The organism is Bradyrhizobium sp. USDA 4506 (assembly GCF_054058795.1).
This window is the reverse complement of the sequence record NZ_JBSSBM010000002.1, coordinates 8,373,060-8,398,783: the sequence shown is the minus strand read 5'-3', so window position 1 is coordinate 8,398,783 and position 25,724 is coordinate 8,373,060. Positions and strand designations below refer to the sequence as shown.

The window sequence follows — 25,724 nt, the reverse complement described above, 5'->3', positions numbered from 1 at the left end:
CCATATTTGTCAAAATCGTCAAATGGGACCGAAAACCCGCATCCTCGATGCCACCATGCTGGTGTTCCGCCGGCACGGCTTTCGCCGCTCCTCGATCGAGCAGGTCGCCGAGGCGGCCGGCCTGACGCGGCAGGCGCTCTATCACCACTTCGAATCCAAGGAAGCGCTGTTCCGTGCCGTGATCGAGCGCGTGCATGAGTCCGCGATCGCGGCCGAGGAGACCGCCCTTGCCGCGGCGGAGACCGCGGGCGGCGATCTCGGCGACATCCTCGCCGCGGGCATGACCGCACGGATGTCGACCATGATCGGCTCGCTGGACGGCTCGCCGCATCTCGAGGAGTTGTATTCCGAGCACCTCGTGCACGCGCGCGACCTCTACCAGACCTACGCCGCGCGCTATGCGGAGCGCATGGTCGCGACGATCACGCGGATCGTGCGCAAGCAGCAGCTCGCGCTGCCGCAGGACCTCTCGCCGGCCGAATTCGCGCGGCTGGTCGAGATGGCGATGTACGCAGCGAAGTCGCAATATCCGGCGATGCAGCCGGCGGATGCGTTCCTGAAGGACATGGCGATCATGGTGCGGACGCTCTGCGCCGGCGCGCTACCGAAATCGCAGAAGCCGCCCGTCAAGAAGGCGGCAATCCCCAAGAGGCCGACCCGCAGGACAACTGGAGGACATCCATGAGCACGACGACCGTCAATGGCCGCGTCGAATCCCTGCCCGATGATCCCGATGCGCTCTTGATCGACATCGTGCGCGACCAGCTCAAGCTAACCGGCACCAAGCTGGTGTGCGGCGCCGGCGTCTGCGGCGCCTGCACCGTGCTGGTCGACGGCGCGCCGGTCGCAAGCTGCCTGATGCCGGCGCACGCCGCCGCCGGCAAATCGGTGACGACGGTGGAAGCCATCGGCGCGTCCGGGCTGCATCCGGTGCAGAAGGCGTTCATGGCGCATGACGCCCTGCAATGCGGCTTCTGCACGCCCGGCTTCATCGTGGAAGCGACCGCGTTCTGCGACCGCTGGCGCGCGACCAGGGGAACGGCGGTGCCGTCGCGCGAGGAGATCGGCGCGGCGCTGTCCGGTCATCTCTGCCGCTGCGGCGCCTATGACGGGATCTTCCGTGCGGTGGCGGATGCCTGCGCCGGCCGTTTCGACGGCGATCATGTCACGGCGCCCCGCATCGAGGCCCGCGACAAGGTGACGGGCGCGGCGAAATACACCGTCGACATCCATCATGACGGCCAGCTCGAAGGCCTGATCCTGCGCTCGCGCGAGGCGCATGCGCGCATCGCCACGCTCGATCTGGCGCCGGCGCGCGCGCTCCCCGGCGTTACCGCGGTGTCGCTGCTCGGCGACGACCGTGTCGTGCGCTATGTCGGCGAGCCGATTGCGGCGGTTGCCGCCCGCGATCGCAAGACGGCGCTGGCCGCGCTGGCCGCGATCAAGCTGACCAGCGAGCGCCTGCCCGCCGTGGTCGGGCTCGACGCCGGACGCAAGGATGATGCGCCCGTGGTGTTCGACAAGGCGAGCCGCAAGCGGGCCGGCAACGTCTCGGAAGCGGCCGGCGGGCCGGCGCCCTGGAAGCAGAACGTCCGCGGGCCGACCGCGGTGTTCTCGACCCGCGCCAAGAAGGCCCGCAACTGGGTGGACGAGGCGCGCCAGGCCAACAACAAGCTACTCGTCGAAGCCACCTTCCGCACCGCCACGCAGCAGCATGCTTGTCTCGAGCCCCACGCCGCGGTGGCGCGCTTCGACGGCGACCGGCTGACCCTGCACGCCTCGACCCAGCAGGTGTTTCACCTGAAGGAGCAGATCGCAAAACGCTACAAGCTCGATCACGACAAGGTCCGCGTGATCGCGGAGCACGTCGGCGGCGGCTTCGGCTCGAAAGCGAGCCTCGGCACCGAGACGATCGCCGCGATCGAGCTGGCCCGCGCGGCGAAAGCGCCGGTGCGGGTCGCCTATGATCGCCAGGAAGAACTCTCGGTCGCCGGTTATCGGCCGGCCGCGGAGTTGAAGGTCGCGCTGCTACCTTCCGAGCAAGGCGGCCTGAAGGCGCTCTCGGTCACCGCGCATGCCGATACCGGGGCCGCGACCAACTCGACCATCGCGGGACTGGCGCGGCTGATCTATCCGGCCGAGGCGAAGGACCTTTCGGATTTTGACGTCATCAGCAATCTGCCGCCCGGCGCCGCCTTCCGCGGCCCCGGCGGTCCGCCGATGGCATTCGCCGTGGAGCAGTCGATCGACGAGGCCGCGCTGCGGCTCAACGTCGATCCGATCGCCTTGCGCAAGCGCTGGGATCCCGATCCCAACCGGCAGCGGCTCTACGATTGGGCATCAGGGCTCGAGATCTGGCGCAACCGCAAGCCGGCGCAGAACGGCCGCTATCGCCGCGGCATCGGGGTCGCCACGGGCTACTGGCTCTATCTGTGGCAGCCGAAGGTGAAGGTCGAGGTCGCGGTCAAGGGCGGCCGCATCGTCGCCAGCACGGCGACGCAGGACATCGGCACCGGCACCCGCAGCGTGCTTGCCGACGCGATCGCGCGCGAGTTCGATCTCGAACCCGGCGAGATCGATGTGCGGATCGGCGATTCCTCGCTGCCCGAAGGCCCCGGCTCCGGCGGCAGCCGCGTCACCGCCTCGGTGATGCCGCCGACGCTGCAGGCGGTGCGGAAACTGAAGGCCGCGATGCTCGAACAGGCCACGCGAAAGCCGGCGCCCGGCTCGAACGCGCCCTGGCGCGAGCTGATCGCGCGCTCGCCCGACATCGCAATGGTGGAGACGCGCGGCGAGGACGGCAAGAACACCGCGCCCGGCATCCGCTCGCCGCTGCGCGAAGTCGGCCTGATGGGCATGGTGTTCGGCTGGATGATGCGCCGCTTCTCGAACATCGCGGTCGGCGCCGGCGTGCCGAGCTCGGTGCAGGTCATCGAGGTGGAGGTCGACACCTGGCTCGGCCATGTCCGCGTGCTCAACGTGCATACCGGCATCGCGGTCGGCAAGATCGCAGCGCCCGCGCTGGCGCGCAGCCAGGCTTGCGGCGCGGTGATCCAGGGCCTCGGCTACGCGCTCTACGAGGCGCGCGAGCTTGATCCGAAGACCGGCGACGTTCTGACCGCGGGGATGGAGGATTATCGCATCCCTGGGATCGCCGACACGCCGGAGATCGAGGTCCATTTCGACGAAGCCGGCTTCGACCATGTGCTCGGCAACAGCGTCGGCATCGGCGAGGCGTCGACGGTGCCGACCTCGGCCGCCGTCGCCAACGCGATCCACAACGCGATCGGCGTCCGCCTCACCGAGATTCCGATCCGGCCCGATCGCATCGTCGCCGCGCTGAAAAGGAGGGATGCCGCATGAGTGTCGCGACTGCAGACGTCATATCCGCGCCCGAATTCCGCGCCGCCGGCACCGATCTGTCGGAGCGTCGCCGCAGCGGCCTGTCGTGCGGCTCGATCATCGATCTCGCCGCCAGTCCCGATACGATCGGTGTTGCGTCGAATGCGGACGGCTCGGCCCGCATCGGCGCCCTGACCACGATCGCTGCGATCGCATCCGATCCGCGGCTCGCCGAGGCTTACCCCGGCATCGCCGCCGCCGCGCAGGGCCTCGCCACGCCGCAGATCCGGCACATGGCGACACTCGGCGGCAATCTCGCCCAGCGCTCGCGCTGCTGGTATTTCCGCAATCCGCAGATCGCCTGCCTCAAGAAGGGTGGCGCCGACTGCCCGGCGCGATCCGGCAACCACCTCTATCACGTCGCGTTCGATCTCGGCCCATGCGTCGCGCCGCATCCGTCGACGATGGCGATGGCGCTGCTCGCCTATGATGCGAAGGTCACCACCGATCGGCGCAGCGGCTTGTCGATCTCCGAGCTGCTCGGCGACGGCAGCAACGGCGCGGCCGACAATCTGCTTGCACCGGGCGAACGCATCGAGCGGATCGAGCTCCCCGTTCCGCTGGCCGGCGAGCGCGCGCTGTACAAGCGCGCCATCAGCCGGACGCATGCGGAATGGCCGCTGGTCGAGATCTGCGTGCGGGCGGTGATCTCCGGCGGCGCGTTCCAGCAGGTCCACATCGCCGCCGGCGGCATCGCCCCGGTCCCGCTGCGTCTGACCGCGTCCGCGGCGGCGCTGCAGGGTAAGCAGATTAACGCGGCGACCATCGCGCAAGCCACCGAGCTGGCGATCTCGGGAGCCAGGCCGCTGCCGATGACCGGATACAAGCTCGAGCTGCTGACGGGCCTGGTGCGCGACGTGGTCGAGCGGATCGTGGCGTAGGATCAAGCGCCCATTCGCGGCCTCGAGACAGCGTCGCGTCTGGAATGCATAGATCCAGGAATTCCTACGCCGGTATGCCGGCCTCACACAGCACGGCGACCATGCGGTCGCCCCATTCGGCGGATCTGGTCGGAAAATTCTGCCGCGCGTAGGACGCGCGGAAATCGGGCCGCAGCTTGAGCAGCCGGCCGGCGATGACGCGCGCCTCGTCGAGGCGCCCCGAGCCGACCTCGTTCATGATCAACGCGCTGAGCGTGTGCGCGTCTTCGCCGATGACCAGCGCCTTGGCGGCGGCCGCACGGCCCTGCTCATACTGACCGAGCATGAAATGCGCGAAACTGATTCCGTTCCACATGGACGCCCGCCCGGGATCGATCGGGCTGAGCCGGAGTCTGTGCTCAAAACTTTCGATCGCGCGTGCCGGCTGGACGCACATGAGCGAAATCCAGCCGCGATATCCCCACGCCGCAGCATCATTCGAATTGAGCGAGATCGCCTCTTCGATCATGGTCTCAGCGCGATCGTAGTCGTGGCCGAGATAGGCAAACATGTGAGCCGCGCGCGCCAGCACGAACGGATCGTCGCTGGCTAGCGCGCAGGCGAGCCCGGCGATCCGCAGCGCCTCCGCCAACTCCTCCGCGCCGGGGGGCGTGCCGCGCGTGGTCTGTTTCAGCAGCGACGAATAGGCCAGCATGACCTGAGCGGCTGCATAGTTCGGATCAAGCCCGCAGGCCTTGTTGAACCACTCGCCGAGTTCAGCGTCGCCCCACTTGGAGCGATCTGCATAGGCCGCAATGCCTCTCAGAAAGAGATCGTAGCTATCGAGACGGTCGGTCGGCTTGGTTCGGGTTCGTTCGATTTCGCTCTGCTGGATCTTCGGAGCTATGATGCTGACGACATTCGCGGTGACCTGGTCCTGCAGGTCGAACACATCCCTCAGTTCGCCGTCGAACCTGTCCGCCCAGAGATGCGTACCGCTGCCGGCCTCGATCAGTTGCGCGGTGATCCGAACGCGGCCGCTCGACTTGCGCACTGATCCCTCCAGCACGTATCGCACACCGAGCTCGTGCCCGACCTGCTTGATGTCGACGGACTTCCCCTTGTAGGTGAAGCTTGAATTGCGCGCGATCACAAACAGCGATCTGAAGCGCGACAGCGCGGTAATGATGTCCTCGACGACGCCGTCGGCAAAGTATTCCTGCTCCGGATCGCCGCTCATATTCTGGAACGGCAGCACCGCGATGGAGGCCTTCTCGGCAATCGCGGCTGGGGAAGCCGGTGCAGTGAACGCGTGCTTCGCGATCGCGGCCGCTGCGGAGGCGCCGCCGACGCGAACTCTCCATGTCCGAATAGGCTCGGCAATATTCTTCAGGACCTGCGGCCCCATGTCCTCGAAGGTCGCATCGACCTTGCCGCGAATGTGCCGTTGCACGTCATCGGAAATGCAGACGCCACCCGGCTCGGCAATCCCCTCCAGGCGCGCTGCGATGTTGACGCCGTCGCCAAAGATATCGTTGTCATCAAAGATGATGTCGCCGACGTGGACTCCGATTCGGAATTCGAGCCGCTGCTCCGTTGGCACGGCAGCATTCTGATCGGCCATGCGGCGCTGCACTTCGACGGCACTGCGCACCGCGTCGACGGCGCTGGCGAATTCAACGAGGATTCCGTCGCCGGTCGTCTTGACGACGCGGCCGCGATGTGCCGCCAGCGCTGGATCCAGCAACGCTCGCCTGACCGACTTCAGCTTGGCCAGAGTGCCTTCCTCGTCGATTCCCATCAGCCGGCTGTAGCCGGCGATATCGGCCGCCAGAACCGCTGCCAGACGCCGATCCATGCTATCGGTGGTCAAAGACATGCCCCCGGACGAGGGGTTAATTTTCGTCGCCGATCAAAGCACGGCTGACGGCCTCCGGGCTAGAGCAAACGTCTGCGCTGCTTGCCCAGGCTGGAAATCGGCGGCATTGTCAACGACGACCTTGAGGCTATCGCCCAGCGGGTCTATCGCGCCCGGGTCAGCGCCAGCCAGATGCCGCCGCCGATCATGAAGCCGCCCGAGATGCGCGACATCAGCCGGGTCCGCTCCTTGGAGAAGAATTTGCGGGCGCGGCCGGCAGCCAAGGCGTAGGCGGCGTCGGTCAGCACGGCGGTCGCCATGAAGGTGAGGCCGAGCAGCGCCACCTGCGGAACGTGCGGCTTGTCCATATCCATGAACTGCGGGATGAAGGCGCCGAAGAACACCAGCACCTTCGGGTTCGAGAGCAGCACCAGAAAGCCTTGCAGGAAGAAGCCGCCGCGCGGCGGCGGCGGCGTGTCGTCGGTGCTGACGCCCTCGACCGGCGAGCGGATCAGCTTGAAGCCGAGCCAGACCAGATAGGCGGCGCCGGCAAAGCGCACCCAGTCGAACCAGTAGCCCATCGTCGCCATCAGCGAGGTCAGCCCGACCGCGACGGTGCCGATCACGATCGCAAGTCCGACCTGCGCGCCCAGCACGTTGGTGAGCGCGGCGCGCGTGCCGTAGCGCAGCCCGTTGGCGATCACCATCGTGACGATCGGACCGGGCAGCAGCGCCAGCGCGATGCAGGCGGCGACGAAGGCGAAATAGGCTTGCAGGGACATGGGAGAGCTCGTTTGTTTCTTATCGTCATTATGCACGCAAGAGCCGAACATGGAAGCGGCCCGCCGCCTCTCCCCGTTCTTCGCGGGGTCGAGACGAGCGAAGCTCGCTCTTAGAGGGTTGGGGTGAGGGGCTCTCTCCGCCAGGCGGTGCGGGCCGTTAGACCTGTACCCCCCTCACCCGGATCGCATCTGGCGATGCGATCCGACCTCTCCCCGCAAGCGGGGCGAGGTGAAGAGAGATCACGCTCAACGGCCCTCCATGGCCGCGATCATCCATGACCTGATCTCTTGCCCCTCCAGAAATTTCAACGTCGCTAGCTGCACGCGCGCGGCATCGCCGCTCCCCTGCGCCGCGACCGCCATCAGGTCGCAGCGATGCGACACCGCGATGCCGATCGCAGTGCGCTTCCCGTTGGGCATCTCGAGATCATAGACCCTGATCCGCCCCGGCATATCGGCGACAGCAACGACATCGCCCGCCTTCAGCGGCACAAAGCGCGGGCTGATCATGTCGACATCGGCGACGCGATCGACCTCGTCGTCATCGGCGACGCCGCCGTCGCAATTGCAGAAGCCGAGCTTTGGCCTGAGATAAACCTCGACGTCGTCACCGCACTCCGCCGCGCCGCAACGGAAAGCCCGGCCGGCAGGCCAGCCGTCGCGCGGAAACGGCCAGCCGATCTCGCGCCACGCGGCCGCGCGCGGCGGCGCCATCTCGTAGCCGGCGACGGCGGAGAGCCCGCCGAGCACGAGGATCATCGCCGCGATGACCCGCCATGAGTGCATCATCGCGTGCTCACGGCAGACCGGCGACGGCGCGCGCCGCGCCGGTCAGTTCGAGGATGTGCAGGCCGGTGTTGGCGCGGTCGACCGCATAGATGTAGCCGCGCTCGTCGGTCTCGACATTGTTGGTCTGGATCGCGGCCTTGCAGCGGTCCTTGCCGTCGATGGTGACGCAGCGCTTGTCGGTCGCCGCCGTGATGGAGGGAATGAAGTACCCCACTTCCTTCGGGTGATAGGGATCGCGGATGTCGAGCGCGCGGACGCCGGCGTTGAAGAAGGCGATGAAGGCCAGCTTCTTGTAGTAGACCGGCGCCATGCTCTCGTTCGACGAATGCGAGCCGAACCGGCCGCCGCGCGCGCAGAACGCGCCGGAGGCCTCGGGTACCGTGTAGCTCGAGATCAGCATCGGCCGCGCCTCGGTGGTGACGTCGGCGAACCACACCATCTGCCGGGCCTCGCCACATTCGTTCTGGATCGCCTCGTCGACGATCATCACGATGTCGCGGCTCTTGCCATCCTTGTCGTGGGCGAATTCGGCGATCGGCATGCCGGGCATCGGAAACACCGTATGCGCGCCGTTCATGGCGGACAGCGGCATCCGCGCGATCTCCGGGTATTTCAGATTGTCCGGCGTCGGCTCCTTCGGTCCGTTCAACAGCTTGTCGCGGTCGACGATCTGCAGGAAGCCGCCCTTGTTGGTGCCGTAGCCGAAATAGACGCGATTGCCCGTTGGCCCGGTCGAGATCGGCCCGTGCAGTTCGGTCGGCACCGCGCCGGTCGCGCCCGGCTCCTGCCCGGGCAGGCCGAAGTCCCTGATCTTCTTTGGCTGCGCGGGATCGGAGAGATCATAGACCTGCGTCATGCGCCGCGTGCGCCAGTCCGGCGCGCCCGACACCAGGAAGGCGATGCCGGTGCTGCATTCCCAAAAACTCTTGTGCGTGTCCTTCAAGCCGCCGATCCGGGTGACGAGCGCCGGATTGGCGGGATCGGCGACGTTCCAGATCTCGTGCGCCTCGCTGCCGAAGGTGCGCAGCATGTAGACTGCGTTGCGATCGCCCTTCGGCAAATCCTTGCCGTCGCAGATCCGCACCATCTGCGCGCCGCCCGATTCATACTTGCCTTCCTGTCCGGGAATGTGCCGCAGATATTTCGGATGCGCGGGATCGGTGACGTCGACGATCGAGGTGCCGTTCGGCTCGGCCTTGCCGGTCACCGGGTTGACGGGATCGGGAATGTCGTCGGTGCCGCCGTGATGACCGATATAGGCGATCCATCTGTCGCCCTGATGATGGATGGTCGGCTGATAGGCGCTGCGCGCCTGCAAATCGTTGGTTCCAACCAGCCTCATGTTGGAGGCCTCGGGCGGATCGCCGATCTTCTGCCGGGCGCTCGCACCATTCGCGAGCAGGACAAGAACCAACGTGCAGCAAACTGCCGTAACGCGACCGCCCATGCGCACCACCCAATGTTCCACACCAATCTGCGTTGGCTGCCGGCGAAGCTAGCACGGTGCTGCCGATGCCAAAACACACGCTCTTGACATGCAACCATTCGGTTGCCTATTATCCGACCCATGGATGAAGTCTTCAAAGCCCTCGCGGATGCCTCACGGCGAACGCTGCTTGACCGGCTTCACGATCAGAACGGGCAGACGCTCGGTGAGCTCTGCGACGGCCTCGACATGACGCGTCAGGCCGTCACCAAGCACCTTGTGATTCTCGAGGAGGCCAACCTCGTCACCACGATCAAGCATGGCCGCGAGAAGCTGCACTATCTCAACCCGGTTCCGATCCATCAGATCGGCGAGCGGTGGATCAGGAAGTTCGAGCGCGGGAAACTCGCCGCGCTGAGCGAGTTGAAAAGACAATTGGAGAAGCGTGATGAGTAAACCGGACTACGTCTACGTCACCTATATTGAGACCACCGCCGACAAACTGTGGCATGCGCTGACATCGAGCGACTTCACCGAACGCTTCTGGTTCGGCTATCGCATCAGTTCCGACTGGAAGGTCGGCTCGCTTTATTGTCTTACCAAGGACGGGCGACGCAGCGTGCAGGGCGAGGTGCTGATCGCAGATCCCTCGAACAAGCTCGCCTACAGCTGGGACGTCGTGAAGGAAGGCGTCGAGCGCGAGCAGGTCTCGCGCGTGACCTTCGACATCGAACCGCACGGCACGGTCGTCAAGCTGACCGTGACGCACGACAATCTCGGCCCGAAGACGCTGCGCGACATCTCCGGCGGCTGGCCGATGGTGATCGCAAGCCTGAAGAGTTTCCTGGAGACCGGGCGCGAACTGCCGGCCGACCTGCTCACCAGCGGCGCCAGGGAGGCCTACCATGCCTAAGCCCGAATTCGCCTACGTCACCTACATCGAGACCACGCCGGACAAACTGTGGGACGCGCTGACCAAGAGCGCGTTCACGCGGCAATACTGGTTCGACACCGAGCTACAATCGGACTGGAAGGTCGGCTCGCCGCTCGCGCTGGTGATGGGCGGCAAGACCACCGACACCGGTGAGATCCTCGAGGCCGACCGGCCGCGGCGTCTCGCCTACACCTTCAAGCACGTGCTCGACGAGGACATGCGCAAGGAGCCGGCAACCAAGGTGGTCTTCACGCTGGAGGCCCATGGCAAGATCGTGAAGCTGACCGTGACCCATGAGGGCTTCGGTGCGGGCAGCAAGCTGCTCGACGGCATTTCCAAGGGCTGGCCGGCGATCCTGTCGGGGCTCAAGAGCCTGCTCGAGACCGGCAAGGCGGTCACGATCCCGCCGGCCGCGCTCGGGATCGACGGCTTCGAATGACAATGAAAATCTATCGACGGGTGCGTACAGACATGAACATCGAGAAATTCAAACCGGCAATCGTCTACGCGATCTACATCGCCGCCACGCCCGAGAAGGTGTGGCAGGCTTTGACGACTGCCGAATTCAGCCGGCAGTATTTCTCCGGCAACGCGATCGAGGTCGACCTGCGGATCGGCGGCGCCTACGTCGTGCGGACGCCCGACGGCGCGCTGCACATCTCCGGCGAGGTGATCGAGTGCGATCCCCTGAAGCGGCTGACCGTCACCTTCAACGTCAACTGGCCGCAGCTGGTCGAAAAGCTCGGGCCGACGCTCGTCACCTGGGAGATCGAACCGGCAGGCGACGGCGTGAAGCTGACGCTCCTGCAATCGCATGACCGTCCGATCAGCGACGACATTCTCGCAGGCGGCCGCACCGGCTGGCCGGCGATCCTCTCCAGCCTGAAGAGCCTCGTGGAGACCGGCAAGGCAATGGTGATCCCGATGCAGCCGCCAGCGCGCATGATGGCCGCGCTGAAGGAATTGGGAATCCCGATGCCGACGTAAGGTTGGCGATACAGTCGCTCCATACTCCGCTGTCGTCCCTGCGAAAGCAGGGACCCATAACCACCGCTCTGCGTGTGAAGTTCGCTGGGGCCACGGCGTCGCACAACAACATATAGCTGTGGTTATGGGTTCCGGGTCGCGCTTCGCTTGCCCGGGACGACGGTGAGGAGGTATTACGCCCAGCCCTCGTAGCTCACGCCACGAGCAAGAGCGCAACAATCAGGTTGGCCGCAAACAGCGTCGCGTCGATGGCGAAGATCCTGAGCATCGGGCCCTTCAGCACCGGCCAGTAAGCGACCCCGACGCGCCCGCCGCGCATCAGCACAGGCAAATTATAGGCGAACTGGCTGAAGTGACACGCGGCGAAAAACAGGAACAATGCGAGCTGCGCCTCAACGCCGTGAAAGAACGGCGGCCTTGCGGCCAGGAAGTACATCGAGAGCAGCCCGATCGGCAGATTGATGCCGCCGAGAAACGCGACGCTGGCCGACAAGGTCGGCGCAATCGGGTTGCCACGCTCCTCGCGTGGGACCAGGATCTTCAGCGTGTTGCGTTGGGCGATGCTGAACTGGACGAATGCGGCGCCAAACCAGAGCGCGTTGAGCAGCAGGACGACATCCGAAAATCGCATGGGCTATTTTCCGTAGAACGCTTCGCTGCGCACCACACGGCCGGCGCCATCGAAGTCCATGAACTCGCTGGCGCGCGTATCGCCGAGTTGCCACCACACCGTCAGGCGCGCGATGGTCTCGTCCCAGCTCCAGTTCAGGATCTTGAGGTCCGCGCTTGCGATGCTGCCATAGGCCTTACGCCAGTAGGCGCGGATATTCTCGGCCCCCGTGACCACCGGGGCATCCGTCAACTTGAGCGCCAACGGGCTGCGCATCTCGGCATCGTCGGCGAAGTGCGCGACGACGGCGTCGATATCGACGTTGCACCAGTTCGCGCACCACGCCTCGACAAAGCGTCCGGCAGCCGCCCGGTCCATGATCTGTTCGCCCATGCGACTGCCCTCCCCCGCGTGACTGCGGGGCAGACTGGCACGACGAGCCTATCACGTCAACTATGTTGACTTGAGGAGGCTAATTGTTGTCGGCGATTGCTCCCATCACCGCCATCCATGCGGCGGTGCCGGGCGCGCCGACGCGACCGAACGCCTCACGGAGCACCTCGCGCTCGTGGTCGGACGCGCGCTGCTCGATGCGTTGCCCTGCTGCGGTCAGGTGCAGCAATTTGGAACGATGCTGCTCGGGCGACCGCTTCGCCGCCACGAGCTTACGCTCCAGCAACAGGCCAAGTGGCCGGTTCAGGGCCTGCTTGGAAATACCGAGCACCTCGATCAGCGAGCCGATCGAGATATCGGGCCGCCGCGCAATGACGTAGAGAATGCGATGATGCGGCCGCGACAGGCCAACCGTGGCAAGATACTGATCGGCCGCCAGCGTCATCCCGCGCCAGCCGTAATACATCAGCTCCAGCGCCGCATCCAGTTCGTGGAGCTTCCTGAGCGAGGCGCGATGCAGGCCGGGGGCCTGCGAGGCAGTCTTTTGCATGTGCGTATCGTGACGGACTTGCCGGAGAGAATCTAGCCCAGCGCCCTCAGCTCCCGCCGCAGCACCTTGCCCGTCGCCGTCATCGGCAGGCTGTCGGCGAACTGCACGAAGCGCGGATACTCGTGGGCGGCGAGCTGAACCTTGACGAACTCCTGGATCTCGCGCGCCAAAGCATCGTTCGGCGCGTAGCCCGGCCGCAGCACGATCCAGGCCTTGATCGATTCGGTGCGGATCGGGTCGGGGATGCCGACCACCGCCGACATCGCGACCGCCGGATGCTTCATCAGCGTGTGCTCTATCTCGGACGGGCCGACACGATAGCCGGCGGTGGTGATGACGTCGTCCTCGCGGCTGACGTACCAGAAATAGCCGTCCTCATCCTGCACGCCGAGATCGCCGGTCAGCAGGAATTCGCCGGCATATTTCTTCGCGGTCGCTTCCGGATTGCGCCAGTACTCGATCATGGTGCACGGGCACGGCTGGCGGACGCCGATGATGCCGCGCTGGCCCCGCGGCAGCTCCTCGCCCTTCTCGTTGACGATGCGGACGTCGAAGCCCGGCGTGGCGCGGCCCATCGAGCCCGGACGGATCGGAAACAGGTTGGAATTGCTGCCGATCACGAGGTTGCATTCGGTCTGACCGAACACCTCATGGGCGTCGATGCCGAAGGTGTCGCGCACCCAATCCAGCAATTCGCCGCCGAGCGACTCGCCGCCGGTGAAGATGCTGCGCAGCCTGACGCCGGAATTCTTTACATTGGCCTGCCGCATCAGCTTCAGCGCGGTCGGCGGCAGGAACACGTTGCGGATGCCGAGCTCGGCCATCATCTGCATCGCCGCCTGCGGCTCGAACTTGCGGGCGCGGTGACCGACCATCGGGATGCCGTGGTACCAGAATGCGAACAGGCCGTTGATCAGGCCGCCGATCCAGGCCCAGTCGGCCGGCGTCCACATCAGGTCGCCGGGCCGTGGCAGGAAGTTGTGGCACATCTCGACATTGGGCAGATGGCCGAGCACGACGCGATGCGCGTGCAGCGCGCCCTTCGGATTGCCCGTGGTGCCCGACGTGTAGATGATCAGCGCGGGATCGTCGGCCGAGGTGTCGACGGTCGCAAACTCAGGCGACGCCGACTTGATCGCGCTCCAGAACGGTCTCGTCCCCGCCGGCGTCTTTTCGCCGACGATATAGATGCTCTTCAACTCGGGCAGGCGATCGCGGATTTTCGCGATCTTCTCCCAGCCGACCTCATCGGTGATCACGGCCTTGGCAGCAGAATTCGACAGGCGGAATTCGAGCGCATCCTCGCCGAACAGCGCGAACAGCGGGATCGAGATCATCGCTGCGCGAAACGCCGCGAGATGCGCGACCGGCAGTTCGAGCGATTGCGACAGGAACACCGCGACGCGGTCGCCGCGCACCAGCCCGTCGTTGGTCAGCACATTGGCGAAACGGCGCGAGGCGTCCGCGACCTCGTCGAACGAGGTGCGCGTGGTGCCGCCATCCTCGTCGACATAGACCAGCGCGAGCCGCCCGGTGCCGTCGGCATGGCGGTCGCAGCACGCGGTCGCCATGTTGAAGCGCGCGGGAACGTCCCAGCGGAAGTTGCGATAGAGTTCGTCGTAAGTAGCGGCTTCCTTGAGCATGGTGTGTTTTGCTTCCGTCCCTCGTCATGGCCGGGCTTTCCCCTGCCATCCGCATTTGCCGCGGCAGATTGTAGAGACGTCGATGCCCGGGACAAGCCCGGGCTGACGAAGAATGTGATGCCCGGATAAAGAACCCCGGATGGAGCGGTCGCGCGAACGCGCGCCCGATGACAGGCTCCGCGCAATCCGGGGTTCTCATCGAGTGGACAGACTCCCCCGGATTTCGCTTCACTGCATCCGGGCTACGAACATCCTTGAGGAGAAAGCCGTCAGGCTGACGCCCGCTCCATTGCGACCTCGGCCTTGAGGCTATCGAGGTCGCGATAGATCGACGCGACCGCGAGCACGCGCCCGCCGCGCTTGTAGCGCAGCACGCAATCCCTGCCGGCAATGCTGCCGTCCACCGCGATCTCGTCCCACTGCTCGGCATGGCCGACATAGTTGATCGGCACGTCGTAATGCTGGCTCCAGAAGAACGGCACCGCGTCGAACACCTCGCGCTGCCCAAGCATATTCCGCGCGGCGGTCTGGCCCTGGCGCTCCGCCACCACCCAATGCTCGACCCGGATCGTCTCGCCGCTGTGCGGATCGGGCCAGCGCGCGATATCGCCGGCCGCGTAGATGCCGGGAACGCTGGTCTCGAGATAGGCGTCGACTGTCACGCCGCGGTCGATGGCGAGCCCGGCCGCTTCCGCCAGCGCCAGCCGCGGCTTCACGCCGACACCGACCACGACGAGATCGGCATCGAGCACAGGCCCGCTCTTCAGGCGGGCTCGCTTGCCCTCGATCGCGGTCACCGTGTCGCCGAGGTGGAATACGACACCATGCTCTTCGTGCAGCGCACGGACGAAATCGCCCATCTCCGGCCCGAGTACGCGCTCCATCGGCCGCTGTTCCAGCCCGACCACGTGAACCTCGATCTGGCGCGCGCGGAGCGAGGCCGCCGCCTCGAGACCGATGAAGCTTGCACCGATCACCACCGCGCGGCGCGCTCCGCTGGCCGCGGCGATGATGGCCCGGCAATCGTCGACGGTGCGTAGCACATGAACGTGGGGCTGGTCCGCGCCCGGGATCGGCAGCCGCACCGGCTCCGCGCCGGTCGCCAGCAGCAGCCGGTCATAGGCGAGCGTTTCGCCGCCGGCGAGCACGACATTGCGGCGGCCGGTATCGATCGACTTGACCTCGGTCCTGAGTTTCAGATCGATCGCCGCGTCACGATAAAAATCGTCCGGCTTCAGCGGCAGCCAGTCTTCCGGCGCGCTGCCGGCGAGGAAGTCCTTTGACAGGTTCGGACGATCCACCGGCGGCGCGGCCTCGCCGCTCAGCATGACGATGCTGCCGCGATAGTCCTGCCGTCGCAGCATCTCGGCGGCGGCAAACCCCGCCCCGCCGCCGCCGACAATCACGATGCTGCCGGGCGCATCGACCGGGCCCTTGACGCGGAGTTTCGGCTGCGCGCGCTTCTCGCGCACGATGATGCGATCGCCCTCCCGCTCGACCTTCCAGACAGCGAGCGCGTTGAAGGCGGGCGCGGCGGTCGCTTCACCGGTGCGAATATCGAAGCAGGCGTGATGCCAGGGGCAATGGACGGTCTCGCCCTCAAGGAGGCCTTCGGCGAGCGGGCCGTGGTAATGGCTGCAATGCGCGTCGATGGCGAAGATATCCGCCCCCGAGCGCACCAGCAGCACGTCCTCGTCGCCGACATGGCCGAGCAACATCGCGCCCGTGAAGTCGGAGAGGGCAACGCCTTGTGTCAGATCCGGACCGGAAGGAGCTTGCTGATCGGCCATATCATTCCTCCATCGCCCTGTGACGCTCTAAACCGCTATGCCGAGGAATTCCTGGCGGGTTAGCGCATTGTCGCGAAAGCAACCCAGCATGCGGCTGGTCACGAGATCGGTATCCGGCTTGTGCACGCCGCGGGTCGTCATGCAGTGATGCGACGCCTTGATGATGACGCCTACGCCCTGAGGCTTCAAGACGTCGTTGATGGTGTTGGCGATCTGCGCCGTCATCTTCTCCTGGATCTGCAAACGCCTGGCATAGATGTCGACCACCCGCGCCAGCTTGCTGATGCCGACCACGCGGCCGTTCGGGATGTAGGCAACCCAGGCCTGACCGATGATCGGCGCCATATGATGCTCGCAATGGCTCTCGAAGCGGATGCCCCGCAGGGCAATCATTTCGTCGTAGCCTTCGATCTCCTCGAAGGTCTTTTCCAGGATCTCCGCGGGACGTTGGTCGTAACCCGCAAAGAATTCCTCGAACGAACGCGTCACACGCGCCGGAGTTTCAAGCAAACCATCCCGCTCGGGATCGTCACCAGTCCAGCGGATGATGGTGCGGACTGCGGCCTCGACTTCGGCCCGGGTCGGCTTGTCGGATTCGGTTTGAGCGGCTCTTGCACGATCCAGCGTATGCACAATCGGGTTCATCGGGCCTTTCCTTTGCGGAGTCATCGCGAGGTCATGCCCGTCAGATGCTCCGTCAGCAGAAAGGTTCCCGCAATTCGGCTCGCGACACTTTGCGCCGCAAGCCAGCCGGGACGAACGGCTAGCCCGTCAGCGCCGCCTTCACCAGGCCGCTGGCCTTGCCGAAATCCATCTGGCCGGCGTATTTCGCCTTCAGCGCGCCGATCACCTTGCCCATGTCCTTGATGCCGGCGGCACCCGTCTCGGCGATGATCGCCGAGATCGCGGCCTTCACGTCGTCATCGGACATCTGCTTCGGCAGGTACGCCGAGATCACGGCGATCTCCTCGCGCTCCTGGGCCGCGAGCTCGGCGCGGCCGCCCTTGTCATAGAGCTCGACCGACTCCTGGCGCTGCTTGATCATCTTCTGCAGCAGGCCGAGCAGGTCGGCATCGGAGAGGGGCGGCTTGCCCTGCCCGCGCGCGTCGATGTCGGCGTTCTTGATGGTCGAATTGACCATGCGCAGCGTGGACAGCTTGCGCTCGTCCTTCGCCTTCATCGCTTCCTTGACCGCAGTATTGATGTCGTCGCGCAGCATTTCGTTGTCCTTGAGCCAGCAATCCCCTCATCTAGGCAGTTTGCACCGGCAGAACAACCTAGTTCCTCAGCCATTCGACCAGCGCATCGGCGCAGGCCTGCGGCAGTTCCAGCTGCGGCAGGTGACCGCAATTGGCGAGCACTACAAGTTTTGCGCCGGGAATGCCGTTGGCCATCTCGTCCGACAGCGAATTTGGCACGGTGTTGTCGGTATCCGACGTCAGCACCAAGGTCGGGCACTTGATCCAGGCCATGCTCGGCCGCGAATCCGGCCGGCTGAGCACCGCGTTCTGCTGGCGGATGAAAGCCTCGGCGCCGACGTCCTCGCTCATGTCGTCGACGATCCGGCGCAGGCTTGCATCGCCCTGCCGCGACGGATGCACGAAGCCCGGAAACAGCTCATCGACCACGCTGCGATATTGGCCGCTTCTAGCACGCTCGATCATGCCGCGGCGACGCGCGGTCACTTGCGGCGTATCGGCCCGCGCCTGGGTGCTCATCAGCGCCAGCTTCGCAACCCGGTCCGGCGCCTGCCGCATGATCTCGAAGGCGATGTAGCCGCCCATCGAGTGCCCGGCGAGCGCAAAGCGCGGCGGCGCCTCGGCCAGGATCCGGCGGGCGATGGCCCCCATATTGTCGTCCCTGATATGGTTGGCGACCGTCACCGGCCCGCATCGCCACAGCGCCGGAATGACGGGGGCGAAAATCCGCGGCGAGCAGATGAGGCCCGGGACGAGCAGGATCGGCATCGTATTATCCATGCGGGAGCTCCGGACGGGTCATTTTCGGCAAGCAAACGGCCGCTTCAGGGAACTTTAGATTAAAAGGCCGTTCGGGCCTGTCAAATCGGCCGGTATTGCCGTGTGAATCCGTGCCCTTTCGCTTTGACGCCGCAGGGTGCGGCGTCTATTTAAAGGGCTCATGACAACATCCGAAAACGCTCCCGCCTGGCCGGACCATAAACCGACCGCGCTCCTTGTGCTCGCCGATGGTACCGTGCTGGAAGGCTTCGGTCTCGGCGCGGAAGGCCACGCCGTCGGCGAGGTCTGCTTCAACACCGCGATGACCGGCTATGAGGAGATCCTCACCGATCCGTCCTATGCCGGCCAGATCATCACCTTCACCTTCCCGCATATCGGCAATGTCGGTACCAACGAGGAAGACATCGAGACGGTGAACATGGCGGCGACGCCCGGCGCGCGCGGCGTGATCCTGCGCTCGGCGATATCAGATCCCTCGAATTACCGCGCCACCCGCCATCTCGACCTGTGGTTGAAGGCGCGCGGCATCATCGGCCTCTCCGGCATCGACACCCGCGCGCTGACCGCGCTGATCCGCTCCAAGGGCATGCCCAATGCGGTGATCGTGCACGCCAGAAACGGCGAGTTCGACCTGCACGGCCTGAAGGAAGAAGCCCGCGAATGGCCCGGCCTCGAGGGCATGGACCTGGTGCCGATGGTCACCTCCGGCCAGCGCTTCACCTGGGACGAGACGCCCTGGGTGTGGGGCAACGGTTTCGGCCAGCAAACCGCGCCGGAATTCAACGTGGTCGCGATCGATTACGGCATCAAGCGCAACATCCTGCGCCTGCTCGCCGGCGTCGGCGCCAAGGTGACCGTGGTGCCGGCGACGACCGCCGCCGAAGACATCCTGGCGATGAAGCCGGACGGCGTGTTCCTGTCGAACGGCCCCGGCGATCCCGCCGCCACCGGCAAATATGCCGTGCCCGTGATCCAGAAGGTGATCGCGTCGGGGACGCCGACCTTCGGCATCTGCCTCGGCCATCAGATGCTTGGCCTTGCCGTCGGGGCCAAGACCATGAAGATGCATCAGGGCCATCACGGCGCCAACCATCCGGTCAAGGACGAGACCACCGGCAAGGTCGAGATCACCTCGATGAACCACGGCTTTGCCGTGGACCAGGCGACGCTGCCGAAAGGCGCGACCCAGACCCATATCTCGCTGTTCGACGGCTCCAATTGCGGCATCGCGCTTGAGGGCAAGCCGGTGTTCTCGGTGCAGTATCACCCGGAAGCCTCGCCCGGCCCGCGCGACTCGCACTATCTGTTCCAGCGCTTTGCCGATTTGATGCGGAAGAACAAGCGCGCGGCTTAGAGCCCGATCGTCATTGCCGGGCTTGACCCGGCAATCCATCCCTTGAAGAAGATGGATGCCCGGATCAAGTCCGGGCATGACGGCTATTGCGCGCGGCTGGCACCGACAGCGGCAATGCGTCTTCGCATCACATCACGGGAAATCTCGACATGACCGCCCCCGCCACCCCGAAGCCCGTCTACGGCGTCTCCTCGATGGCGGTGATGACGTCGATGCCGGGGCTCGACTTCGTGCGCGGCATCTTCGCCCGGACCCTGCCGGAGCCGCCGATCATGGAGAATGTCGAGCCGTTCGACTGCACCGCCGAGACCGGCCATGTGGTGATCCACAGCATCCCGGGCCTGCGCCACTACAACCCGATCGGCTCGGTGCATGGCGGCTACGCCGCGATCCTCTTGGATTCCGCGATGGGGCTTGCGGTGCAGACCACGCTGCCGCAGGGCTTTGGCTACACCACGCTGGAGTTCAAGATCTCCTTCGTCCGCGGCATGAGCCAGGACACCGGCAAAATCCGCACCGAGGGCCATGTGCTCAACGCCGGCCGCCGGGTTGCGACGGCGGAAGCGCGGATTACCGACGACAATGGCAAGCTGCTCGCCCATGCCACCACGACCTGCCTGGTGTTCGAGTTGCCCAAGACGACCTGAAGGCAATCGGATCTTGGCGCCAGATCTTGGCGCATTGGAGCCATGACGAAGCGCGCTGGATCGCGGCCTGCGCTCTGTGATTGAGTTTCCCTGTCCGAGATCAGGCAAACATGATCCGGCCTGGAAAGGAAACGCCGATGATTTCAGCCCATTCAGACATGACCATCCGCGACATCCGCGTGACGATGCTGCGGCTGCCCTGGGCCGACGATCCCTGGCTGAAAGGCGCGGCGCTCGGCGCGACGCGCGACATTCTGATCTGTGACGTCGAGACATCAGGCGGTGTCACCGGCATGGGCTATCTGTTCGTGTTCAAGCCGGCGATGAAGTCGATCGCGGCCTGTCTCGAGGAGTGCATCATCCCGCGCGTCATCGGCAAGGACGCCACCGCGATCGAGGCGATCTGGCGCGATCTGTGGACGGCGACGATGACCTATGGCCGCGGCGGCATCGCCGCGATGGCGATGTCGGCGCTCGACATCGCGCTGTGGGACGCGGTGGGGAAACGGGCCGGCCTGCCGCTGCATCGGCTGTGGGGGCATTATCGCTCCGAAATCCCGATCTATGGTTCCGGCTGCTTCCGGGGCGCCGGTGGCGACGGGATGATCGAGAAGGCGCTGCATTTCGTGAAGCAGGGCTACAAGGCGATCAAGATGCAGGTCGCGCATGTCCACACTCCGGCGCAGGACCTCGACAATGTGCGCCGCATGCGCGAGGCGCTCGGGCCCGACATCGACATCATGATCGACGTCAACATGGGCTGGAGCGCCGATGTCGCCATCGAGATGGGACGCAAGTTCGAGAAGTACGATATCTACTGGCTCGAGGAGCCGGTGCCGGCCGATGATTTCGCCGGCTATCAGCGCATCGCGGCGGCGCTCGACATGCGCGTCGTCGGCGGCGAGACGCATTTCACGCGCTACGACCTGCGGCCGTTCTTTCTCAATCCCTGCCTGCCGATCCTGCAACCCGACCCGATGCGCGGCGGCATGACCGACCTGCGCAAGATCGCGGCGCTTGCGGACACGTTCGGCATCACGATCGCGCCGCATCTGTTTCCCGAACTCAATGTGCACCTCTTGGCTTCGATTCCGAACGGCATCTGGTGTGAGAACATGGCGCTGATCGACGATCTCTGGGTCGACCCGCCCGAAATCGCCAACGGCATGATCACCGCGCCGGAGCGGCCCGGGCACGGGCTCAAATTCAAGGAAGACGTGCTGAAGTTCAAAATCTAGCTGGAACGGTTTGCGGACCGAGGGTTTGTTGGTTTGGAGACCACGCCACCTCGCAGCGCTGGAGAGCCACCATGTCGGTCGTCCGTACCGATATCGAACCACTGACCATCGTCTTCCAGGACGACGGCCTGGTGCCGAACAACCCGATGCCGTTCCTGGTCTACAGGGCCGCCGTCGACGTCAGCAAGAATCCTGAGGCCAGCATCGAGCAGCTGTTCGGCAACAACGGCTGGGGCGCGATGTGGCGCAACGGCGTCTACGACTTCGCGCATTACCACGCCACCGTGCACGAGGTGCTGGGCGTCGCGCGCGGCCGCGCGCGCGTGCAGTTTGGCGGCGAGCGCGGGCAAGCACTCGAGATCGCGGCCGGCGACGTCGCGATCCTGCCCGCCGGCACCGGGCATCAATGCCTGTCGGCGAGCGACGATTTCTGCGTGGTCGGCGCCTATCCGCCGGGCCCCCCGATGGATCTGCAGCGGCCGACGCCGGAGAACCACGCCAGGGCGCTGAAGACGATCCCACAGGTTGCGATCCCCGCGACCGATCCGGTGATGGGCAAGGACGGGCCGCTGGTGCGGCTGTGGAAGCGCTAGGATTCAAGATTATCGAACGGACTGTGCTTCGTTCTCCCCCTTGGGGAAGGTGACGGGATACAGGCAACCTAAATTGATTATCCGTAGCCCAATCGTTATGCGTGGGGCTCTTTTTGCGCGCTCAACGGATTCCCGAAACTATGCGGGCAGAGAATGCCCGTGATCACGGAAGGCCGCTGACGATTCGGCCTGTCGCCATATTGAGCGCTACTCGCTCCCGCTTCCTGCTCGTGCTAGAGTGCCACGCGTGGAGGTAGTGCAGCCCTTTTCAACGTTAAGCCTGCCGGCATCACTTTTCAAAGAACCTTGATTTAAGTCAGCATCGCTGCGGCGATTTATACCGCCAATGACACCTTAAGGCGCGCGATTCATCTGCGGGAGTGACAGAGCTTCCGCGTCCGCTGCTGCTCTTTTTGCGGAGGTCATACACATCACCTGACGGCATCAGATGCTCCGCGCCTCCCACAAGCAACCGCAACACATATCAGAAGAGGAAATTCGACATGTTTCGAGGAATTCTGACGCTGACATTGTCGCTCTGCATTGGCGCGGCTACCGCGCCTGCAGCGCTGGCCCAGACGGCGCCGGCAATCAACGAGCAGGAGGCACACGCGATCGCGGTGGACGCCTATATTTACTTCTACCCGCTCCTGACGATGGACATCACGCGAAAGCAGTTCACCAACGTCGAGCCCGGCAAGGACAACTTCAAGGGCCCGATGAATACCTTCGTCAACGTGCCCGAATACCCACCGGCGAATTTCAAGGGCGTGGTGCGGTCCAATTTCGATACGCTCTATTCCGTTTCATGGCTGGACATGACCAAGGAGCCGGTTGTCGTCTCCGTTCCCGATACCGATGGACGCTTCTATTTGCTCCCGATGCTGGACATGTGGTCGGATGTGTTCGCCTCGCCCGGCTGGCGCACCACGGGCACCAAAGCGGGGACCTTTCTGGTGACGGCTCCGGGATGGCGGCCTGATCTGCGCGACAGGTTTGCGGAGGAGTTCAAGCTTCCGAAGGATACCCAGCGCATCGACGCGCCGACGCCTTACGTCTGGGTCATTGGCCGCACCAAGACGGACGGCCCGCCGGACTACGATGCGGTCCACAAGATCCAGGCCGGCTACAAGGTCACGCCTCTTTCCGAGTTCGGCAAGACTCAGAAGCCGACCGAGGTCAGGATCGATCCCAGCGTCGACATGAAGACGGCGCCCAAGGTGCAGGTCGATACCATGTCGGCCGGCGTCTACTTCGCGCAGGCCGCCGAGCTGCTCAAGCTTCACCCGCCGCACATCACCGATGAACCAATCATCGCGCAGATGAAGAGGATCGGCATCGAGCCCGGCAAGAGCTTCGAAATCAGCAAGGTGGACCCGGTGCTGCAACGGGCGCTGGAGACGGCGCCGCAGGACGGGCAGAAGCTGATGGCATGGAAGGTGCCGACGCTGGCGCGCGTTGCGAACGGCTGGTCGATGAACACCGACACGATGGGCGTTTACGGCAACTACTATTTGAAGCGTGCGATCGTCGCGCAGGTCGGGCTTGGCGCCAACCTGCCGGAGGACGCCATTTATCCGCTCAATCTCGCCGACAATACCGGCAAACCGCTCGACGGCGCCAACAAGTATACGATCACCTTTGAGAAGGGCGCGGCCCCGCCGGTCAATGCCTTCTGGTCGATCACGCTTTACGACCAGGAAGGATTCCAGGTCGGCAACGTGCTGAACCGCTTCGCGGTCTCCAGCTGGATGCCGTTCAAATACAACCCGGACGGCTCGCTCGATCTCTACTTCCAGAACGAAAGTCCGGGCGCGGACAAGCAAGCCAACTGGCTCCCGGCGCCGAAGGGCGCTTTCAACCTGACCATGCGCCTTTACGGTCCGAAATCGGAGGCGCTGACCGGAAAGTGGAATCCTCCGCCGATCGTGCGATTGGAGACAGCGGTGGGTCTGTCAGCTCAGTAGGCTTCAACCGCACTGACCGCAGCCGGGCGGCCAGACCGCAAGCTTCGCGAAGCAGTCCGGAGCAAAGCAGCTCTGGATTTGCTTCCTCGCGGGTGCGGCAACGCAGCTTACGCCGCGTTGCTGCCTTCCTGGCGGCTGGCCTCGAACAGGAACCAGGTGCGGCGCTCGGTTTCGTCGATGAACGTTTCGAGCAGGCCCGCGGTGCCGGAGTCCTCCTGGTCGTCAGCCAGCTTGTGCGCCTTGCGCATCGCAGCCGCCATGTGCTTGTTGTCTTCCATCAACTCGCGCAGCATTTCGCGCGGCGGCACATAATCGTCGTCATTGTCCTTGATGGTCTGATGCCTGGCGATATCGCCGATCGACTTCAGCGTCGCGCCGCCAAGCTTGCGCACCCGCTCGGCGAGCTGGTCGGTGGTCGCGAAGATCGCCTCCGACTGCTCGTCCAGCAACAAATGGTAATCATGGAAATGCCGGCCGCTGACGTGCCAATGGAAATTCTTGGTCTTAAAATAGAGCGCGAAGGCGTCGGCCAGAAGCGTGTTGAGCGAGGTCGAGATCGTGTCCACCGCAGCCTGCGGCAGGTCGCTCGGCGTGTCGAGATCGGGCGAGATCTTGTCAGTCTTGGCTTTGCTCACGTTGGACCTTCCTGTTAGGAACCCGTATTTCGGCGCATTGAACATTGGCCGCCGGACCGCTAACGCATCATCAGCCCACCCGTTCCTGAGGCCAGGAACCCGTTCTGCCGGATACCAAACGCGATGGATGAATGGATCGATTATTACGATTCCACGCATACGATCTATGCGAGCCGACTGCACCGTGACCTGCATTTCCAGATCATCGCAAACGACATCATCGGCTACATCACGTCGCCGGATGCCGTGGTGCTCGACTATGCCTGCGGCGAGGCGCTGTCGGCGGCGAAGGTCGCCAATGCCTGCGCCCAGCTCTATCTGGCGGAGCCGGCGCCCGGCGTACGCGGCCGTCTGGTCGCGCGCTTTGCGCCCGACACCCGAATCCGTGTCCGCTCGCTCGATGATCTGAAGCACATGGACGCGGATTCGATCGACCTCGTGGTGATGAACTCGGTGGCGCAATACATGACGCCGCAGGAGCTCGATTCCGCGTTCGACGTGATCCACCGCCTGCTGAAGCCATCGGGCCGGTTCGTGCTCGGCGATATCCTGCGGCCTGAAGTCGGGATGGCGAGGGACGTCGCGGCCCTGCTGCGCTTTGCGGCGACCCACGGCTTCCTGCGCGATGCGCTGGTCGGGCTGGCTTCAACCGCGCTGTCCGACTACCGCCAGCTGCGCACCCGGATCGGACTGCAGCGCTACCGCGAGGACGAGATGATCGCCAAGCTCGGCGCCGCGGGGTTCAGCGCCCGACGCGCGCCGCGCAACATCGGGCACAATCCGTGGCGGATGACGTTCGTGGCGCACCACTGATCCTGGGTTGCGCCAGCTATTAACGTTACCCACCAGTAAACGTGGCGGCCGCTGAAATAATCAGCAATGATCCACTCGGCCCGGTGGCGGAAGCTTCGACGCGGCAGTGGTGCAACACTGTTTATCCTGGTTCAAATCCAGGCCGGGCCTCCAGCCTTCGCTGCTGACGCAGCTTCGGCTCGGCAGGCCTTCTCGTAGCGAAGGCTGCCGCGGCGTAGCCCGCAGGGCGAAGCCGGGCCGGTAGCCCCTCCCAATCCCGAGCACCCCCAACCGGGCATACGCCGAATGCGGATTTTCCCCCAGAATCGCGGTTGATTGCGCGTTTTTGGGGGTTTCGCGGGTGCGGAAACTGGTCTAAAGACCACCCGCGCGCGAGGGATCGCGCTTCCGGCGCTACAACATGTAGCGCATGGCTCGAGGGACGCGCGGGAAGCGCGCCCTTTTTTTGTGCCTAAATTCCAGTCCGCGAGAGCC

26 protein-coding genes and 1 tRNA gene are annotated in these 25,724 nt (G+C 64.9%); 14 read left to right on the top strand and 13 right to left on the bottom strand.

Translation table 11 applies throughout. The features are described from left to right. Positions 1-22 precede the first annotated feature (22 nt). The 3 genes from ACVIHF_RS41725 to ACVIHF_RS41715 are packed head-to-tail and all read left to right on the top strand — an operon-like array spanning position 23 to position 4,283. Positions 23-685 (top strand): TetR/AcrR family transcriptional regulator, encoded by a 663-nt coding sequence (locus ACVIHF_RS41725; protein WP_310879691.1) that lies wholly within the window; start codon positions 23-25, stop codon positions 683-685. After that, entirely contained in the window at positions 682-3,363 is a 2,682-nt protein-coding gene (locus ACVIHF_RS41720) for a molybdopterin-dependent oxidoreductase (RefSeq protein WP_456793798.1), read from the top strand. The genes ACVIHF_RS41725 and ACVIHF_RS41720 overlap by 4 nt, the downstream gene beginning before the upstream one ends. After that, positions 3,360-4,283, top strand: coding sequence for an FAD binding domain-containing protein (locus ACVIHF_RS41715; RefSeq protein ID WP_456793797.1), 924 nt, complete (start codon positions 3,360-3,362; stop codon positions 4,281-4,283). The genes ACVIHF_RS41720 and ACVIHF_RS41715 overlap by 4 nt, the downstream gene beginning before the upstream one ends. A 64-nt stretch (positions 4,284-4,347) precedes the next feature. On the opposite strand, the gene ACVIHF_RS41710 is transcribed toward ACVIHF_RS41715, so the two are convergent. From ACVIHF_RS41710 to ACVIHF_RS41695, 4 genes are all read right to left on the bottom strand, one after another. Beyond that, positions 4,348-6,135 (bottom strand): adenylate/guanylate cyclase domain-containing protein, encoded by a 1,788-nt coding sequence (locus ACVIHF_RS41710; protein ID WP_456793796.1) that lies wholly within the window; start codon positions 6,133-6,135, stop codon positions 4,348-4,350. Positions 6,136-6,284: 149 nt separating this feature from the next. Continuing rightward, positions 6,285-6,902, bottom strand: coding sequence for a LysE family translocator (locus ACVIHF_RS41705; protein WP_028333127.1), 618 nt, complete (start codon positions 6,900-6,902; stop codon positions 6,285-6,287). Positions 6,903-7,148: 246 nt separating this feature from the next. Next, positions 7,149-7,691 carry a hypothetical protein gene (locus tag ACVIHF_RS41700; protein WP_456793795.1) on the bottom strand — a complete coding sequence of 181 codons (543 nt, stop codon included), beginning with the start codon at positions 7,689-7,691 and terminating at the stop codon, positions 7,149-7,151. 7 nt (positions 7,692-7,698) lie between these two features. Next, complete coding sequence (locus ACVIHF_RS41695) at positions 7,699-9,138, bottom strand: LVIVD repeat-containing protein (protein WP_456793794.1); 1,440 nt, start codon at positions 9,136-9,138, stop codon at positions 7,699-7,701. A 120-nt stretch (positions 9,139-9,258) separates the two neighbouring features. Here ACVIHF_RS41695 and ACVIHF_RS41690 point away from each other — a divergent pair, with 120 nt between their 5' ends. The 4 genes from ACVIHF_RS41690 to ACVIHF_RS41675 are packed head-to-tail and all read left to right on the top strand — an operon-like array spanning position 9,259 to position 11,038. Beyond that, positions 9,259-9,573, top strand: coding sequence for an ArsR/SmtB family transcription factor (locus ACVIHF_RS41690; RefSeq protein ID WP_028343393.1), 315 nt, complete (start codon positions 9,259-9,261; stop codon positions 9,571-9,573). Continuing rightward, positions 9,566-10,030, top strand: a complete 465-nt coding sequence (locus ACVIHF_RS41685; protein ID WP_253604166.1) for an SRPBCC family protein — start codon at positions 9,566-9,568, stop codon at positions 10,028-10,030. Before ACVIHF_RS41690 ends, ACVIHF_RS41685 begins: the two co-directional genes overlap by 8 nt. Beyond that, a complete protein-coding gene (locus tag ACVIHF_RS41680) occupies positions 10,023-10,490 on the top strand; it encodes an SRPBCC family protein (protein ID WP_057018077.1) in 468 nt (155 codons plus the stop codon). The genes ACVIHF_RS41685 and ACVIHF_RS41680 overlap by 8 nt, the downstream gene beginning before the upstream one ends. 32 nt (positions 10,491-10,522) lie before the next feature. Beyond that, entirely contained in the window at positions 10,523-11,038 is a 516-nt protein-coding gene (locus ACVIHF_RS41675; RefSeq protein ID WP_456793793.1) for an SRPBCC family protein, read from the top strand. Positions 11,039-11,231: 193 nt separating this feature from the next. On the opposite strand, the gene ACVIHF_RS41670 is transcribed toward ACVIHF_RS41675, so the two are convergent. The 8 genes from ACVIHF_RS41670 to ACVIHF_RS41635 form a co-directional block, all read right to left on the bottom strand. Then, positions 11,232-11,669 carry a hypothetical protein gene (locus tag ACVIHF_RS41670; RefSeq protein WP_456793792.1) on the bottom strand — a complete coding sequence of 146 codons (438 nt, stop codon included), beginning with the start codon at positions 11,667-11,669 and terminating at the stop codon, positions 11,232-11,234. A gap of 3 nt (positions 11,670-11,672) precedes the next feature. Then, positions 11,673-12,041, bottom strand: a complete 369-nt coding sequence (locus ACVIHF_RS41665) for a nuclear transport factor 2 family protein (RefSeq protein WP_092087414.1) — start codon at positions 12,039-12,041, stop codon at positions 11,673-11,675. A 79-nt stretch (positions 12,042-12,120) separates the two neighbouring features. Then, positions 12,121-12,591: a MarR family winged helix-turn-helix transcriptional regulator gene (locus ACVIHF_RS41660; protein WP_283064440.1), complete on the bottom strand. Its 471-nt coding sequence runs from the start codon at positions 12,589-12,591 to the stop codon at positions 12,121-12,123. 32 nt (positions 12,592-12,623) lie between these two features. Continuing rightward, entirely contained in the window at positions 12,624-14,234 is a 1,611-nt protein-coding gene (locus tag ACVIHF_RS41655; protein ID WP_456793791.1) for an acyl-CoA synthetase, read from the bottom strand. A 269-nt stretch (positions 14,235-14,503) separates the two neighbouring features. Further along, positions 14,504-16,024: an FAD-dependent oxidoreductase gene (locus ACVIHF_RS41650; protein ID WP_456793790.1), complete on the bottom strand. Its 1,521-nt coding sequence runs from the start codon at positions 16,022-16,024 to the stop codon at positions 14,504-14,506. Positions 16,025-16,051: 27 nt separating this feature from the next. Beyond that, positions 16,052-16,669: a GTP cyclohydrolase I FolE gene (gene folE, locus ACVIHF_RS41645; RefSeq protein WP_456793789.1), complete on the bottom strand. Its 618-nt coding sequence runs from the start codon at positions 16,667-16,669 to the stop codon at positions 16,052-16,054. A 118-nt stretch (positions 16,670-16,787) separates the two neighbouring features. Beyond that, positions 16,788-17,243, bottom strand: a complete 456-nt coding sequence (locus ACVIHF_RS41640; protein ID WP_028333117.1) for a GatB/YqeY domain-containing protein — start codon at positions 17,241-17,243, stop codon at positions 16,788-16,790. A gap of 58 nt (positions 17,244-17,301) precedes the next feature. Continuing rightward, entirely contained in the window at positions 17,302-18,003 is a 702-nt protein-coding gene (locus tag ACVIHF_RS41635) for an alpha/beta fold hydrolase (protein ID WP_456793787.1), read from the bottom strand. A 160-nt stretch (positions 18,004-18,163) separates the two neighbouring features. On the opposite strand from ACVIHF_RS41635, the gene carA reads away from it, so the two are divergent. The 5 genes from carA (at position 18,164) to ACVIHF_RS41610 (ending at position 23,802) form a co-directional block, all read left to right on the top strand. After that, positions 18,164-19,357, top strand: a complete 1,194-nt coding sequence (gene carA / locus ACVIHF_RS41630; RefSeq protein WP_057017029.1) for a glutamine-hydrolyzing carbamoyl-phosphate synthase small subunit — start codon at positions 18,164-18,166, stop codon at positions 19,355-19,357. Between the two features lie 149 nt (positions 19,358-19,506). Further along, on the top strand, positions 19,507-20,004 hold the full coding sequence (locus ACVIHF_RS41625) for a PaaI family thioesterase (RefSeq protein WP_253604173.1): 498 nt from the start codon (positions 19,507-19,509) through the stop codon (positions 20,002-20,004). Between the two features lie 137 nt (positions 20,005-20,141). After that, positions 20,142-21,242, top strand: a complete 1,101-nt coding sequence (locus ACVIHF_RS41620; protein WP_080666992.1) for a mandelate racemase/muconate lactonizing enzyme family protein — start codon at positions 20,142-20,144, stop codon at positions 21,240-21,242. Between the two features lie 71 nt (positions 21,243-21,313). Beyond that, complete coding sequence (locus tag ACVIHF_RS41615; RefSeq protein ID WP_253604174.1) at positions 21,314-21,835, top strand: cupin domain-containing protein; 522 nt, start codon at positions 21,314-21,316, stop codon at positions 21,833-21,835. Positions 21,836-22,338: 503 nt separating this feature from the next. Further along, on the top strand, positions 22,339-23,802 hold the full coding sequence (locus ACVIHF_RS41610) for a DUF1254 domain-containing protein (protein ID WP_456793786.1): 1,464 nt from the start codon (positions 22,339-22,341) through the stop codon (positions 23,800-23,802). Positions 23,803-23,909: 107 nt separating this feature from the next. Here the strand turns inward: ACVIHF_RS41610 and ACVIHF_RS41605 are convergent, their stop codons facing one another. Beyond that, positions 23,910-24,437, bottom strand: coding sequence for a Dps family protein (locus ACVIHF_RS41605; RefSeq protein WP_253604176.1), 528 nt, complete (start codon positions 24,435-24,437; stop codon positions 23,910-23,912). A 123-nt stretch (positions 24,438-24,560) separates the two neighbouring features. On the opposite strand from ACVIHF_RS41605, the gene ACVIHF_RS41600 reads away from it, so the two are divergent. Beyond that, positions 24,561-25,250, top strand: a complete 690-nt coding sequence (locus tag ACVIHF_RS41600) for a class I SAM-dependent methyltransferase (RefSeq protein WP_253604177.1) — start codon at positions 24,561-24,563, stop codon at positions 25,248-25,250. Positions 25,251-25,327: 77 nt separating this feature from the next. After that, positions 25,328-25,403 (top strand) — tRNA-OTHER (locus tag ACVIHF_RS41595). Positions 25,404-25,724: the final 321 nt, after the last annotated feature.

Excerpts from the sequence above, each read along its gene's own strand:
- folE (WP_456793789.1), bottom strand. The coding sequence starts at position 16,669 with ATGAACCCGATTGTGCATACGCTGGATCGTGCAAGAGCCGCTCAAACC.
- carA (WP_057017029.1), top strand. The coding sequence starts at position 18,164 with ATGACAACATCCGAAAACGCTCCCGCCTGGCCGGACCATAAACCGACC.
- ACVIHF_RS41650 (WP_456793790.1), bottom strand. The coding sequence starts at position 16,024 with ATGGCCGATCAGCAAGCTCCTTCCGGTCCGGATCTGACACAAGGCGTT.
- ACVIHF_RS41620 (WP_080666992.1), top strand. The coding sequence starts at position 20,142 with ATGATTTCAGCCCATTCAGACATGACCATCCGCGACATCCGCGTGACG.
- ACVIHF_RS41660 (WP_283064440.1), bottom strand. The coding sequence starts at position 12,591 with ATGCAAAAGACTGCCTCGCAGGCCCCCGGCCTGCATCGCGCCTCGCTC.
- ACVIHF_RS41680 (WP_057018077.1), top strand. The coding sequence starts at position 10,023 with ATGCCTAAGCCCGAATTCGCCTACGTCACCTACATCGAGACCACGCCG.
- ACVIHF_RS41700 (WP_456793795.1), bottom strand. The coding sequence starts at position 7,691 with ATGATGCACTCATGGCGGGTCATCGCGGCGATGATCCTCGTGCTCGGC.
- ACVIHF_RS41600 (WP_253604177.1), top strand. The coding sequence starts at position 24,561 with ATGGATGAATGGATCGATTATTACGATTCCACGCATACGATCTATGCG.
- ACVIHF_RS41665 (WP_092087414.1), bottom strand. The coding sequence starts at position 12,041 with ATGGGCGAACAGATCATGGACCGGGCGGCTGCCGGACGCTTTGTCGAG.
- ACVIHF_RS41675 (WP_456793793.1), top strand. The coding sequence starts at position 10,523 with ATGAACATCGAGAAATTCAAACCGGCAATCGTCTACGCGATCTACATC.
- ACVIHF_RS41655 (WP_456793791.1), bottom strand. The coding sequence starts at position 14,234 with ATGCTCAAGGAAGCCGCTACTTACGACGAACTCTATCGCAACTTCCGC.
- ACVIHF_RS41610 (WP_456793786.1), top strand. The coding sequence starts at position 22,339 with ATGTTTCGAGGAATTCTGACGCTGACATTGTCGCTCTGCATTGGCGCG.
- ACVIHF_RS41640 (WP_028333117.1), bottom strand. The coding sequence starts at position 17,243 with ATGCTGCGCGACGACATCAATACTGCGGTCAAGGAAGCGATGAAGGCG.
- ACVIHF_RS41670 (WP_456793792.1), bottom strand. The coding sequence starts at position 11,669 with ATGCGATTTTCGGATGTCGTCCTGCTGCTCAACGCGCTCTGGTTTGGC.
- ACVIHF_RS41690 (WP_028343393.1), top strand. The coding sequence starts at position 9,259 with ATGGATGAAGTCTTCAAAGCCCTCGCGGATGCCTCACGGCGAACGCTG.
- ACVIHF_RS41715 (WP_456793797.1), top strand. The coding sequence starts at position 3,360 with ATGAGTGTCGCGACTGCAGACGTCATATCCGCGCCCGAATTCCGCGCC.
- ACVIHF_RS41615 (WP_253604174.1), top strand. The coding sequence starts at position 21,314 with ATGTCGGTCGTCCGTACCGATATCGAACCACTGACCATCGTCTTCCAG.
- ACVIHF_RS41685 (WP_253604166.1), top strand. The coding sequence starts at position 9,566 with ATGAGTAAACCGGACTACGTCTACGTCACCTATATTGAGACCACCGCC.
- ACVIHF_RS41705 (WP_028333127.1), bottom strand. The coding sequence starts at position 6,902 with ATGTCCCTGCAAGCCTATTTCGCCTTCGTCGCCGCCTGCATCGCGCTG.
- ACVIHF_RS41695 (WP_456793794.1), bottom strand. The coding sequence starts at position 9,138 with ATGGGCGGTCGCGTTACGGCAGTTTGCTGCACGTTGGTTCTTGTCCTG.
- ACVIHF_RS41720 (WP_456793798.1), top strand. The coding sequence starts at position 682 with ATGAGCACGACGACCGTCAATGGCCGCGTCGAATCCCTGCCCGATGAT.
- ACVIHF_RS41635 (WP_456793787.1), bottom strand. The coding sequence starts at position 18,003 with ATGGATAATACGATGCCGATCCTGCTCGTCCCGGGCCTCATCTGCTCG.
- ACVIHF_RS41625 (WP_253604173.1), top strand. The coding sequence starts at position 19,507 with ATGACCGCCCCCGCCACCCCGAAGCCCGTCTACGGCGTCTCCTCGATG.
- ACVIHF_RS41725 (WP_310879691.1), top strand. The coding sequence starts at position 23 with ATGGGACCGAAAACCCGCATCCTCGATGCCACCATGCTGGTGTTCCGC.